This window comes from Dolichospermum sp. UHCC 0315A, from assembly GCF_008121535.1.
Lineage (GTDB): Bacteria > Cyanobacteriota > Cyanobacteriia > Cyanobacteriales > Nostocaceae > Dolichospermum > Dolichospermum lemmermannii.
This window is the reverse complement of the sequence record NZ_CP043056.1, coordinates 3,660,076-3,673,509: the sequence shown is the minus strand read 5'-3', so window position 1 is coordinate 3,673,509 and position 13,434 is coordinate 3,660,076. Positions and strand designations below refer to the sequence as shown.

The 13,434-nt window shown below is 38.9% G+C and carries 13 protein-coding genes and 1 pseudogene; 3 read left to right on the top strand and 11 right to left on the bottom strand.

Annotated features, from left to right (window positions below; all coding sequences use genetic code 11):
* Nucleotides 1–126: 126 nt before the first annotated feature.
* The 3 genes from BMF77_RS17600 to psbQ form a co-directional block, all read right to left on the bottom strand.
* Nucleotides 127–717 (bottom strand): IS607 family transposase, encoded by a 591-nt coding sequence (locus tag BMF77_RS17600; protein ID WP_148764600.1) that lies wholly within the window; start codon nt 715–717, stop codon nt 127–129.
* A gap of 99 nt (nt 718–816) precedes the next feature.
* Entirely contained in the window at nt 817–1,974 is a 1,158-nt protein-coding gene (locus BMF77_RS17595) for an FAD-binding oxidoreductase (protein ID WP_148764598.1), read from the bottom strand.
* 651 nt (nt 1,975–2,625) lie between these two features.
* On the bottom strand, nt 2,626–3,078 hold the full coding sequence (gene psbQ, locus BMF77_RS17590; protein ID WP_148764596.1) for a photosystem II protein PsbQ: 453 nt from the start codon (nt 3,076–3,078) through the stop codon (nt 2,626–2,628).
* A gap of 138 nt (nt 3,079–3,216) precedes the next feature.
* Here psbQ and BMF77_RS17585 point away from each other — a divergent pair, with 138 nt between their 5' ends.
* A complete protein-coding gene (locus BMF77_RS17585; RefSeq protein WP_148764594.1) occupies nt 3,217–3,645 on the top strand; it encodes a hypothetical protein in 429 nt (142 codons plus the stop codon).
* Nucleotides 3,646–3,651: 6 nt separating this feature from the next.
* On the opposite strand, the gene BMF77_RS17580 is transcribed toward BMF77_RS17585, so the two are convergent.
* The 3 genes from BMF77_RS17580 to BMF77_RS17570 form a co-directional block, all read right to left on the bottom strand.
* Nucleotides 3,652–4,767 (bottom strand): helix-turn-helix domain-containing protein, encoded by a 1,116-nt coding sequence (locus BMF77_RS17580; protein ID WP_148764592.1) that lies wholly within the window; start codon nt 4,765–4,767, stop codon nt 3,652–3,654.
* Entirely contained in the window at nt 4,757–5,098 is a 342-nt protein-coding gene (locus BMF77_RS17575; protein WP_148764590.1) for a type II toxin-antitoxin system RelE/ParE family toxin, read from the bottom strand. The genes BMF77_RS17580 and BMF77_RS17575 overlap by 11 nt, the downstream gene beginning before the upstream one ends.
* A gap of 146 nt (nt 5,099–5,244) precedes the next feature.
* Nucleotides 5,245–5,658, bottom strand: coding sequence for a thiol-disulfide oxidoreductase DCC family protein (locus tag BMF77_RS17570; protein WP_148764588.1), 414 nt, complete (start codon nt 5,656–5,658; stop codon nt 5,245–5,247).
* A 339-nt stretch (nt 5,659–5,997) separates the two neighbouring features.
* Between BMF77_RS17570 and BMF77_RS17565 the strand changes: the two genes are divergently transcribed.
* On the top strand, nt 5,998–6,714 hold the full coding sequence (locus BMF77_RS17565) for a pirin family protein (protein WP_148764586.1): 717 nt from the start codon (nt 5,998–6,000) through the stop codon (nt 6,712–6,714).
* Nucleotides 6,715–6,823: 109 nt separating this feature from the next.
* Here the strand turns inward: BMF77_RS17565 and ureC are convergent, their stop codons facing one another.
* The 4 genes from ureC to BMF77_RS17545 all read right to left on the bottom strand — a co-directional run bounded on the left by ureC (nt 6,824) and on the right by BMF77_RS17545 (nt 10,281).
* Nucleotides 6,824–8,530, bottom strand: a complete 1,707-nt coding sequence (ureC, locus tag BMF77_RS17560) for an urease subunit alpha (RefSeq protein ID WP_148764584.1) — start codon at nt 8,528–8,530, stop codon at nt 6,824–6,826.
* 51 nt (nt 8,531–8,581) lie between these two features.
* Nucleotides 8,582–8,887, bottom strand: coding sequence for an urease subunit beta (locus tag BMF77_RS17555; RefSeq protein WP_210422221.1), 306 nt, complete (start codon nt 8,885–8,887; stop codon nt 8,582–8,584).
* A gap of 212 nt (nt 8,888–9,099) precedes the next feature.
* Nucleotides 9,100–9,402 (bottom strand): urease subunit gamma, encoded by a 303-nt coding sequence (gene ureA, locus BMF77_RS17550; RefSeq protein WP_015083034.1) that lies wholly within the window; start codon nt 9,400–9,402, stop codon nt 9,100–9,102.
* Between the two features lie 39 nt (nt 9,403–9,441).
* Nucleotides 9,442–10,281: an urease accessory protein UreD gene (locus tag BMF77_RS17545; RefSeq protein WP_148764582.1), complete on the bottom strand. Its 840-nt coding sequence runs from the start codon at nt 10,279–10,281 to the stop codon at nt 9,442–9,444.
* Nucleotides 10,282–10,324: 43 nt separating this feature from the next.
* Here BMF77_RS17545 and BMF77_RS17540 point away from each other — a divergent pair, with 43 nt between their 5' ends.
* Nucleotides 10,325–11,065: a sulfite exporter TauE/SafE family protein gene (locus tag BMF77_RS17540; RefSeq protein WP_148764580.1), complete on the top strand. Its 741-nt coding sequence runs from the start codon at nt 10,325–10,327 to the stop codon at nt 11,063–11,065.
* Nucleotides 11,066–11,568: 503 nt separating this feature from the next.
* On the opposite strand, the pseudogene BMF77_RS17530 reads toward BMF77_RS17540, so the two are convergent.
* Nucleotides 11,569–13,353, bottom strand: a pseudogene (locus BMF77_RS17530) (IS1634 family transposase).
* Nucleotides 13,354–13,434: the final 81 nt, after the last annotated feature.

Genomic DNA, 13,434 nt, shown 5'->3' with positions numbered 1-13,434 from the left:
GTAAGTAGGTCGGCGTTAAAAAATCAATCTATGTAACGAAATATAAATTAACGAATACCTTATAAATAGGGTGTTTCACGGTTTTTACAAAACTAAACATATATCGATTTTATTGGGCCGACTTACTTATTGACTACTATTTATTTCATGAATATTTTGCTCTTCGGCTATCTTTTCCTTGTAAGCCCTAAGGAAGTAAAGTTTGGAGGAAAAGCAGTGCATGATAGCCATAAAATCCTGCATTAACTCTTCGTGCGGTGATAGTTTGGCATTGTTTACCACAACAATTTTGCAGCCGTGAAGGTTGCAAAACCACTCAACGAACTCAAAGCCAAATCTGCATAACCTGTCCTTGTGTCCCACGACAATTTCAGAGATTTGATTCTCTGCAACTTGAGTCATTAATTTAAGAAAGTTTTTCCGCTTCCAGTTCATGCCACTGGCAACATCCTTAACGACCCGGCATCCTGGGTAAGTTTTACCTAAAAAATCTATTTGTGTGTCAAGGTCTAACAACTGGGTTTTTGTGCTGACACGGGCATAAAGAACCCTCTCTTTATCCATTGAGACTGTTTTGATGAATGCTGACTCTGGATATCTCCGATGTCCCCCAGGGGAACGGATACATTCTATTTTCCCTAAGTCAGCCCATTCTGCCGTTGTCTTAGGGTGATAGCCAAATTGTTTGTAAACTTGTTCTGGGGTTAGGTATTTCATCTTTCGGTTAAATACGATTAACCCCAGTATACTACGTTATTTTGAGATTAGAGAGTTTGGCTTCGCCCCGACCTCTTTAAGAAATCGGGGATCTTATTCTTATTGGGGTACGATCATTTGCCGAATCGCTGTGGCTGTGGCTGGTGCGAGTAAAACACCATTGCGATAGTGTCCCGTAGCCAGGAGAACGTTCGTAAAACCCGGTAACTTATCAATTACTGGCGCTGGTCTGCCTTCGGGACGAGGGCGCAATCCTGACCAAGTGCGGAGAACCTTAGCTGCGGCTAAATCTGGGATAAATGCGATCGCTTGTTGTCTGACAGCATCCAATAATTCTTGACTTGGAGATATTTGATCTTCATCATCAGGAAATTCTACCGTTGCTCCTATCCAATAATCACCATTTCCCATTGGTACAATATGCACATCATTACCAGTAATCACCGGTTGAAAATCAGGATTTCCTAAAGTCCGTCCTAAACTTAAATATAAAGCTTGTCCCAGCACCGGACGGATATTCACCATTTGATCTAATTGTGCAGTTAAGGCCGTTGAACCTAAACCCGCAGACATGATAAACCAATCAGCGGTAACTTCGCCCTCTGTAGTTTCAATAAAATTACATTTATGTGGTTCTCCCAATCCTTTTTTGATGTGTAAAGGAGTTGGGGGTGGTGGAGGTGGGGTTTCTGTTCCCGTCACAGATACACCAAATTTGAACTTTACACCATTGCGTTGGGCTGCATCTACTAAGGCTAAAGTTAAAGCTGTGGCATTTAGTTGTAAATCTTGGGGAGAATAGACAGCACCAATAATTTGCGGATCACTAACTTGGGGACAATATTTTTGCAGTTGTTTTTGATCCCAAACTTGCAATTCCCAATCTTGAGATTGACGAATTTCCCGCAGTTGTTCCCATTCTGAAAGCACCTCAACCCCACTTTCTAAGGGGTGTTCTAAATTTTCTGACAATAGCATCACGATTCCTTGACGGTTACAAGGGATTTTTCGCCCTGTAATCCCTTCTAATTCAGGAATCAAAGTTTCATAGCGTTGGATGCTATTTTGTCGCATTCGCCAAGCAATACCCTTGGTTTTACTGCTAATTATGCCCATTAAAACACCGAGGGCAGCGCTGGTAGAACCTTGTGCAGGTTGTTTTTGCTCGAAAACGGTGATGTTTAAACCTTTAACTTGGCTGAGTTCATAGGCGATCGCCGCCCCAACCACACCACAGCCGATAATTACTATATTCATAAGAATACCCGGTAAGTGGGAAACTCAGACACTTCAGTGCTGAGAGGAAAGCGACACGAGCGGTTTTAACCACCTTGAATATTTTTTCATTACCGCCTTGGAGTTGGGAAATTCGGGGTACTCTTGTGATGTACTTTCAACGGGACAATTACCGATTCAAAATTCCCAACTCTGTACGCATAATGTTTTGCTCCAAAGAGCCTCCCATTTCTGGGGTAATGTTAGCTAGATGCCTCCGGCACGCTGGCGCGAACGACCAGTTATAAGAGCTTGCTTGAGCTTGCAACACTGTTCCAGTGACCTTAGAACTGTTTAATCACAAGCGACAGAGCGGGGAACTAGCTTCGCATTCCCAGGTGTCGTGACTCAAATAACGGCTACCATGAGACTAAGCTCAGGGTGGTCTGGTCAGTACAGCTTGTTTGATTACTCTTGCAAGCTCAGTCCCTTCAGGGCTGGGTTACTGACGGTTTTTGCTAGGAGTCAGAGGTGAAGAATCAAAAGTCTTCTTTTCCACCCTATCACTCCATCACCCTAGCATTTTGTGATTCAAGACTCGAAATGAAGCAGGGAACAGGGAACAGGGGAGAAATTTCTTTCTTCTTCTTTCTTCCTCCTGACTCGGTGACTCCTGACTCGGTGACTCCTCTCTTAGCTACTCTTTTCAGGAACTAGTTCTAAGAATTTGTCAATATCTGTAAAAGCTTCCTTGTATTTACTCGCAGCTAGGCTAGTATTGCTCGCAGTAGCAGCTTGATCAATTCTTACTAAGTCATTCAACAAATCTTTGCTGATTTGTCGAGCTTTGGCTTGGTTTTGTTTGGCTAGATTAGGAATGATATAAGTCATATTTAACCTAGCTTCTGTCATTGGTCCGTGGATAAAATTACCCACTTTCACCCATTCACCCTTAGAAATGAGGTTTTTCAGTTCTGAAGAGCGATCGCGCACCATCTGAATTCCGGGAACATATTCCTGAATTTTGGCAACTTCCGCTGCTGTATAAGATGGTGGTACAGTAGCAACAGTAGGACTACCACAACTAATCAAAAATGTGGCCAATAATCCAAAAATCAGTGAAAAAATAGAACGTTGACGCACCATAGATGAAAATTAATTTTTTATTTGTTTACAGATTAACAGTGTTATTTTAGATCGCTATGTAATGAACCGTTACAATTAACTTAGGTTTTTCTGTCTTGATCTTCCCCACAGACCAAGCGAATAGAGGAGTATTATTGAGTGAACGCAGCCGAACAAGCCACAAACCTAGAATTTGCCAGCAAAATTGCTACAGTAGTCAATTTATTTAAATATGAATTTCCTGATGTCAAATCCGATCTTAAACCCTGGCACAATGACCCAGAAACCAGAGAATTAGTAGATCCAGATTCCATAGACATTGGTTTTCACTTTCCTGGTATCAGCAAATCTTGGCGCTGTCGCAGTATTTTAATTCAAATCCGATTTTATCAAGATCCTATCAATAATCACCGTCGCGCCATTGGTGTCGAAGCTGCTGGATTTGATCACAGTGGGGAAGTTTGGCGACTTTCTACCGTTGAAACTTGGAGTTTTGTTGGTGATTCCACACCCTCGGCTGTTGTTGGGGAAAAGCTTAAACAGGTTTGTCGGCAAATTTTAGAGGTGTTTAATCAACGGAGTCAGTAAAAATAATTAGCTTTTCTGCTCATCTACTACCCATTCCCACCTTTGCTTTAAATCATTACAGTGGCTAGAAGGTAAAACTTGATCATGTTGAAGTCTACCAACAACAATTCCCGGTGCAATACCAATCTCATTAGCAAACTCAATAATATTTGCTTTACTAATTTGTGGGATTGATGTCAGAAATCGTTGCAAATCTCTAGGAGGAATGAGTATATCCGCAGAGAATTTGTTCGCTTCGTTCTCTTTTTCTTGAGCCTCAACAGAGACAACACCTGTTCCCTCAAGAAAGAAATCCCGCTTCCCATGTAGTAAAATGTGACCGGCTTCGTGGAAGAATGTAAACCACAAATGATCATCAGTTTTATACCGCAAACTGAGTTGAATGAGTGCTTTGTCAGCATTCAACCAATGAGTTGCACCACTAGTTCGTGTTTTCGGAAGTTCTGGCACAAAAACCACAGCAACACCAGCTTCTGCACACAACTGTACTACTTTTGGTTGGAAGATTTCTGGTAGTTCCACAGTTAAAGCACGGATTTTTCGCAATGCTTCCCTAAAATTGGTTGCATTGTAGGGAGCGCAAGCAATTTTAGATGCTTCTATTTCTCCACGACGTAACCAAGCAGATATAGCTCCAGCGTCGCTTTGAAATGCTTGAGATTTACGAAACTCTATATGATTATTCAACCATATACCCTCCCATTGTTCAGGGGAGGCGACTGCGAAAAAATTTAGCAGTTCCCGCAGTTGCTCCACTTTATCCTCACAGCGGCGAATCCAGCCAGATTTAATCATGGCTGTCACAGGAATTTCTTTCAGCCAGGGTACTTGTTGTGCTAAACGCTTTTTTTCTTCCTGTTGTGCTAAAAACTCGCGGTAACGTCGTTCGTGATTGTTCCAAAAACTAGCTGGAATATTGAATACTAGTTCTAGCTGTAATGCTGTTTCTGGCGTAATTGCAGCTTTACCCTTAATAATTTCATTAATTGTTTTTTTTGGTCTTCCTGTCCGTTCCGCTAGTTCTGCTTGGGTCATATCCCTATCTTCCAGAACTTCCAAAAGGGTATCCCCCGGAGGAGAAACGTAATCTGGATTGTACCGATTTTGGATCTTACTTTCCATGATAATTCTCCACGCCGATTATTCTCACGGCAGTTACTTGATTCCAGTCGAGACCACCATCTGATTTGGTAGGAATTGATTCATCTGCTGGCTCAAATATAAGCCGATATGGATGATCCAAATCGAGTGCTAATTGACCTGCTCGATCATGAATTAATTCGTGGCAACGTCCGGGGAGATTTCGCATATCTTCAAGCACGTTGGCATAGTAACGCAAATGATCTAGCCGTTTTCTGATACGTTTAGCTCTATCTGCACCATGATTTTTCACTAAAAGCCGTTGGTTATTGCACTCTTCTTCAAACTTGCTACTCTCGAATACAATATCCATTCTATCACGGTTCTATAAATATTGTTAACCTCAAAGGTTAAATATATTTTAGGATCTAAATGCAAAAATGGCAGGAATTACTCAGAAAAGAGGTTTATATTCTTACATAATAGAACTTATGTACTAAATCAGGGTCAGGCTCAATATTACTCGTTATCAGTTTTGCAACTACCATCTACACAGTATGGTGATTGATAGGTTTGGGAACGCTTACCAAACAATGTATAACGATTATCCCGAATTTGTTCATAAAACCTATCTCCTGCCCATTTCATCCCCGGTAATGCCCGATACGCATCCACAAATATACTACCCAAAGGTAATAGTCGTCCAATTTCCTCAGCAGCATTACTACCTTGCCAACGTCTTTCTGTAGCATTACCATCAATTAAAATCATCCCCTGTTGACAATCTGTCGAGGTAATCCCCCATTGAGATAATGTCTCCTCATCTTGCATAGAAACGTAGCGAAACAGTTTCCCTTGGTCTAAAGTTTCCAACAACTGCACTAAAGTTACACAAAGATTGCAGTTGCCATCATAGATCACGTAGTAATTCATAAAATTATTGGCTATATAGCGTTATGCACTTGAACGAGAGACATCATAGCACCCTCCTCGCTTGCGGGGGGGGTTGGGGTTCTTGTATCTTACTTTTTAGTGCGTATTTGTGAATTTATCTGTATCTACTTTACTATATAAACAGTGAAAAAACTAATTCTGCTTTGGCAATTTTCCAGTACAACTAAGTAGGTTGGCGTTGAAAATTGTCGTTATAGCAAGGCAATAGGCAAGAGGCAAGAGGCAAGAGTAAAGAAGTTTTCAGCGATTTTACGTTTCTTTACACAGTTTGGTTTTATTGTGTTCACCTACTTAACTATTAAATAGCAATGTGAAATCATGACTCAAAATACCATTAATTATGTAATTCATGATGGCAATTCCCGTGGACATAATCATATTGATTGGCTGAATAGTTATCATACATTTTCCTTTAGCAGTTTTTATGATTCCAACCGGATGGGATTTCGTTCTTTGCGAGTGATTAATGATGATCGCATTGCTGCTGGTGCAGGATTTCCCACTCATGGACATAAAGACATGGAAATTCTCACCTATGTTTTATCAGGTGCGGTTGAACATAAAGATAGTTTAGGCACAGGTTCGGTAATTCTTCCCGGTGAAGCCCAGGTTATGAGTGCAGGAACTGGAATTATGCACAGTGAATTTAATCCTTCTCAAACTGAAGAATTACACCTACTACAAATCTGGATTTTACCAAATCAGCAAGGACTAAAACCTAGATATGAACAAAAAGCTTTTGCTAGGTCAGAGAAGCAGGGAAAAATGCGTTTGATTGCGGCAGAAGATGGACGAGATGGGGCTGTAACTATTTACCAAGATGTCTCTTTATATGTGGGAATTTTAGCACAAGGTGATGTGGTAAATTATCATGTCCAAAACCATCGTTATGCTTGGTTGCAAATAGCTAAAGGTGAAGTAATTTTCAATAATCACGAATTGAAAGCTGGAGATGGAGTAGAAATTACAGGAGAAGAGAAATTAACAATTAGCAGTAATTCAAATGCAGAAATATTACTGTTTGATTTAGGTTAAGTATTCAGTTATAGCAATCGTTCATATCCAGATCCCCGACTTCTTTTATTTATTGTGTCCACAAATTATAAATTGATGTCAGAAGTCGGGGATCTTATCTTCATCTATTCTAAAAGAGAAAGTATCTTTGTGCCATTGGTAAAACGGTTGCTGGTTCACAAGTTAATAATTCACCATCTGCGCGAACTTCGTAGGTTTCTGGATCTACTTCAATATGAGGTAAAGCATCATTTAATTTCATATCTCGCTTAGTAATTTGACGAGTTCCTGAAACTGCGATCGCTAATTTTCTTAATTCTAATTGTTGAGGAATTTCTCTGGACAAAGCAGCTTGAGACACAAAAGTTAATGATGTTGCATTTCTAGCACCAGCAAAACTGCCAAACATCGGGCGCATATATACAGGTTGGGGTGTGGGAATACTAGCATTAGCATCACCCATCTGTGACCAAGCAATCATGCCACCTTTAATGACAATTTCCGGTTTGACACCAAAAAAAGCAGGTTTCCACAAACACAAATCGGCTAATTTACCCGCTTCTACTGATCCCACATATTCAGAAATACCATGAGTAATTGCCGGATTGATTGTATATTTAGCAACGTAACGTTTAGCTCGTAAATTATCGGCATGACTATCACCAGCAAGGCTTCCCCGTTGCACCTTCATTTTATGTGCTGTCTGCCAAGTTCTAATTATTACTTCACCGACACGCCCCATTGCTTGGGAGTCAGAAGCAATCATACTAAACGCGCCTAAATCGTGCAGAATATCTTCCGCAGCAATAGTTTCTCGACGGATACGGGATTCAGCAAAAGATACATCTTCAGGAATAGCTGCATCTAAATGATGACATACCATCAACATATCCAAATGTTCATCTAGAGTGTTGACGGTGTAAGGACGGGTAGGATTAGTGGAAGATGGTAAAACGTTACTTTGTCCGCAAACTTTAATAATGTCTGGTGCATGACCACCTCCAGCCCCTTCTGTGTGATAAGTGTGAATAGCACGATGTTTAAAAGCGGCAATTGTATCTTCCACAAAGCCGGCTTCGTTTAAAGTATCAGTGTGAATTGCTACTTGCACATCATATTCATCAGCAACGGTCAAACAAGTATCAATTGTGGCTGGATTTGTTCCCCAATCTTCATGGAGTTTTAACCCCATTGCCCCGGCTTCGATTTGTTCTATCAGTCCTTGGGGTTTACTGGTGTTACCTTTGCCCAAAAATCCTAAATTGACAGGGAATGCGTCAGCAGCTTGCAACATTCGGTACATATTCCAGGGACCAGGGGTACAAGTTGTGGCATTTGTTCCCGTAGCTGGGCCTGTCCCACCACCAATCATGGTGGTAATACCGGAAGCAATAGCGACTTCAATTTGTTGGGGACAGATAAAATGGATGTGGGTATCTATTCCCCCCGCAGTGAGAATCATTCCTTCGCCGGCTAAAGCTTCTGTTCCCGGTCCAATAATAATATCTATATTGTCTTGAATATAGGGATTTCCGGCTTTACCAATTTTATAAATTTTGCCGTCTTTAATGCCAATATCTGCTTTGACAATTCCCCACCAATCGAGAATTAAAGCATTAGTAATAACTAAATCTACTGCACCATCATGATTAGAAATTGGGGATTGTCCCATCCCATCTCTAATGACTTTTCCCCCACCAAATTTAACTTCGTCACCGTAGGTTGTAAAGTCTCTTTCTACTTCTATAAATAGTTCGGTGTCGGCTAATCTAATTCTGTCTCCTACTGTTGGTCCGAAGGTATCGGCGTAGGCTTGGCGGTTCATTTTGTAGGGCATATTTTTATCCTTTTTTTATCACGCTTTAGACGCAGAGAGACAGAGAGAATTTTAGAGGTCTCCGTCAATTTTGTTGTTGAAGCCGTAGATTTGGCGTGTACCAACGAGAGGAACTAGAGTAACTTCTTTTTCGTCTCCTGGTTCAAATCTGATGGCTGTGCCGGCGGGAATATCTAATCGCATTCCTCGTGTTTTTTCTCTATGGAAGTTTAACGCGTTATTGACTTCGTAAAAGTGAAAGTGTGATCCTATTTGAATTGGTCTGTCTCCTGTATTTGCGACTATTATTTTAGTAGTTGGCCGACCTGCATTTAATTCTATTTCACCATTGGGTGTGATGATTTCGCCTGGTATCATAATTGAGTTTTCCTGATTTAAAGGTTTTCTAAGAATTCCACAAATGGTCTCAAAGCTTGAGGACATTCAACTTTCATGGAAGCCTCTCTAAAATTTCTAGTGGCTGTAATGGGGCTTCAAAATTGCTGAAAGGGCGATAACCTTGAATATTAACTGATGTTAATCTCATATTGTTTTGTCTTCATTTGCACTTTCTCCTATCTTAATCATTTCTAACGAATTGGATTATGTACAGTTACCAACTTTGTACCATCAGGAAAAGTGGCTTCCACTTGAACATCATGAATCATTTCAGGAATCCCTTCCATAACATCATCACGAGTTAATAAAGTTGTCCCATAACTCATTAAATCTGCTACAGTTTGACCATCTCTTGCACCTTCCAAAATCGCCGCAGAAATAAAGGCAACTGCTTCAGGATAATTTAATTTTAACCCTCTATTTTTACGTCTTTCTGCCACTAAAGCAGCGGTGAAAATTAATAATTTATCTTTCTCTTGGGGTGTAAGCTGCATTGTTCCCTCCTCTGCGTTCTCTGCGTCTCTGTGGTTCGTTTAAATTTGCCATACTCTAGGAATACAATTACCACGATTTAGACAAGATACTCGTAACATTTGCCAAATATTTGTAAACCAACTTCTGACTTGGGATGTAGAATTACCACGATATCGGCACAAAAATCCATGTTGTAAGCGAGTTACTCCAGCATCAGAGTTTTGAATAATTAAAGAACGTGCTTGGTTGATGATTTCTGGAGATATGGGGAAACCAACGCCAACAAAACTACCAACAACGGGATTGTCTCTTAAACCATGAGGACTGTGAAACACTTCTTCGCTACCAGGGACGATTTGTCTATCAATCCATAATGGCATACCATTTTGCCAGATTTCTGTGTGCGATCGCATCTCTCCCTCTAAAAACTTTTCTCCCCTAGCACTTCTACCGAATCTCGTAATTTCCCAGCCCAAATAACTCGCACCTACAGCTAATTCTACCCGCACATCTTGGCGATAAATTGCCCCATTAAACAAAATCGTTTCTTGGGGTAAATATTCTAAACAAGCATGAGCATCAATTTGAATATCTACGGTTTGTCTTGCTAATAAGCCATTACTACGATATATTTTACTTGCGGCTGCGGTAGTAATTAAGGCGTTTGTCTGGGGTTGGAGGTGAATTTCTGAAGATAGGCGATCGCCTCCCACAACGCCTCCAGCATTGTGTAAAATCACGCTATGGCAAATTCCCTGTCCTTCTGGGTAAAAGGGGCGTTGTACCTTAAAAGGGGCTTGATGGTGATTGTAAATTAACTGAGTGGAATCTTGGCAACGAGCATAAACTAAGTTAAGTTTGCCATGCCAACCTTTTATTGTGTATGAGTTGTCAATCATTTAGAGAGCAGAGTAACCGGTTTAACATATTATTCAATAATTTATGACAATATTTTGGTTGGCATTAGCTGGGATTGTTGGCTGGTTTATCAGTTTATTAGCGGGTGGTGGGAGTGCATTAATTCTTATGCCCATTGTTGGGATGTTTCTAGGGGCAGTAGCGATCGCTCCCGTAATTACTATTAGTGGGCTATTTGGAAACAGTGAAAGAGTATTTGTATATTGGCAAAAAATTAATTGGGATGTTGTTAAATGGGAGTTACCCGGAGCAATTTTTGGCGGAATTTTGGGAGCTTTTACACTAACAAAACTTAAATTAGATTGGTTAAGTATTTTAGTTGCTATATTTCTGATTTTTTCGGCTGCTAGTTACTTTTTTAAAAATGAAGAAAAATCTTTTTCAGTCAAAGCTTGGTATTTTTTACCAGCAGGTTTTGTTTATGCTTTTTTCTCTGGATTAATAGGGAGTATGGGTCCTGTATTAGCTCCACTTTATATTAACTATGGCTTACAAAAAGAAGAATTACTCGCAACTCAGGCAACAAATCGAGTAATTGTTCATATCGTTAAAATTGTTGTTTATGGTTTTCTTGGTGCTTTCAAATTACCATATATTGGTTATGGAATTGTCCTTGGTTTAGCTGCTATACCTGGCAACTGGTTGGGACATTTGGTTCTCCAAAAAATCAGCGAGAAACAATTCCGGCGACTGGTTATCTCCTTTGTCCTGTTCAGTGGTATCCTGATTTTATGGCAGCAACGAGAATTATTAGTTTTTTGGTAAAATAACTTTTCATTTAATTTTTGCAACTTGATTTGATCATGATGCAATGCTAAAATTAACTCAGGAATTTATCAAAGACTAAATCAGGATTTTCTTAATCTATTACAAATGGCTAGTTTAGTATAAATAGCAAGTGTTAAGCCTACATCTTAATTTTTGAGGTTTTAAATCCCACATTCCGCACCCCAAAATGTTACAGAGGGAAATTACGGAGATGAAAATCAAAGGGAGCATCAAAACAAACAGATAAAGTGAAAAAAGGCATTTGAGAAACAGTAAATCACCAAAAATGTCATCAAAATCTATTCTCAATAAGAAGCAATAAGAATGCACACCACCTGGAGAGGTCAATAGATAAGTGAAAGAAGATATTCAAGAAACAATTATAAGTTAGACTAATCAATTAAAGTAAAAAACGAAATTATAGACATAGTAAAATGGAGCTATAAATCAAAGAGATTAGCTCATCTTTACAAGAGAAATTAAATTGATAGAGATGATAATTAGCTGACTAATTGATAGTAACGTAAACAATCATCTGGTAAAAGACTCAAGATAAAATCTCTGTCCTTATTCCAATTAGAAATATGTTTCTCCTGATTGAGTGTAACCAAATGAATACACTGAAAGCATTGAAAAATCCAGCGTAAAGTAGGACGATTAGTTGCTTTGCCTAATTGATTTTTAATTGTTGATTTAGACTCCAAAAGAGCATTTCTAATATGACGTTGAGCCAAAGTATAAACCAGTAGACATAAACCCATAATCATTCCCAAAGACTCTATTCTCTCAGGACTTTTGAGGAAAATACTGTCGGCAAAAAATAATGGGTCTTTGAGAAAACCAAACCCCCTCTCACATGACTGCTGGGCTTTATATTCACTTAGCATAGAATCATTGCTTAGTTCCTGTGAATCTAAAACATTTGTCGCAATAATAAAACGTCCCGCACTCAGCAATTCTGTATTAATTTTACTTTCATCCTGGGAGACTGTAGCTGATATTTGATAGGATATTTCTCCTGAAGTATCTTTTTTATTAGATTTTACTTGAGTCACCGTACTTTCGTGAATTTGATGATATTTGAATTGTTTTGATAATTTTGATAATGCCTTGATAAGTAAGTCGGCCCAATAAAATCGATATATGTTTAGTTTTGTAAAAACCGTGAAACACCCTATTTATAAGGTATTCGTTAATTTATATTTCGTTACATAGATTGATTTTTTAACGCCGACCTACTTAGCATCTGCAACACATGCAAATCTCTCTTGTGATAACTTTTTCAAATCTTGCACAGCTTTTGATTCTGCTTTGGTAATTTTTTGTGTGAGCTTATGCAGGTCTGATTCTTTTCTTTCTTGACTTTGCACTACTAACCATCTTTGTTCTATCCCTGCATAATTTTGGATTTTTGATGCTAATTTATATCCTGGTATTGTACTATCAATAAATTCTGATTCTGCTAATGTTGATATTAATGTTTTTGCTGCTTTTATGCTTAATGGTACTCGACATAACCAACGTAATTCTGACATCATTTTCAGGTTTGATTCTGTATATAAAGCAGCGTCAGCAACCATGAGACTATTAACTTCTAATTGTTTTTGATATTCTACTGCTATTTGACCAAAACATGATGAATCTGCTTGATTTCCCGATGCTAGTTTTAAAAATATTGGGATGTCTCCATCTCCTGAACATATCATTTCTATGATGAATTGTTTTAAATCTGGTCTATGGTCACGGGAATAACCGTAGGTGATGGTTATTTCTTTTGGTGATTTTACTGCTAATTCTTCTAATTCTTGGTTATTTCCTACTTTTTGACTCTCAAATATTACGAATGGTAAGCTAGTGTTATACTGCCCATGCACGTGCATTGATGATGAGTCTAGATGTGATGTTGATAGTGATACTCCAAATTTTTGAGCAGCTTTTAAGGCTATGATAAAAAAGATTGTATCTAAGCCTTTTATAAACAGTTTATCCATGACTCTCCCCAATTTATCGTCGTTAAGATATTCTGGTTTTACTCCTGTTCCTATTAGATGCTCACAGGCGATTGTTTCAAAATATTGGGGAAACATATATAACGGTTTGGAGACAAATCCTAACCCGTTTATTATCATGGCTTTTACCACTTGACCTGCATTTACTTTTTCGTCTTTTTCGACTCCTATTAATTCATTTATTATTTCTACTATTCCGATTGAATCTATGATTCCTGCTACTATCCCTAGATGGTCTATGTTCTCAATTTCTATTTCTTGAGGTTTTAATTTCACAACAGTTTCCTCTAATACTTCTGTTGTCATCAATTATTTCTTATTTGGTTATCAATTCATTTTTTTCTTTTGTTACCAAGT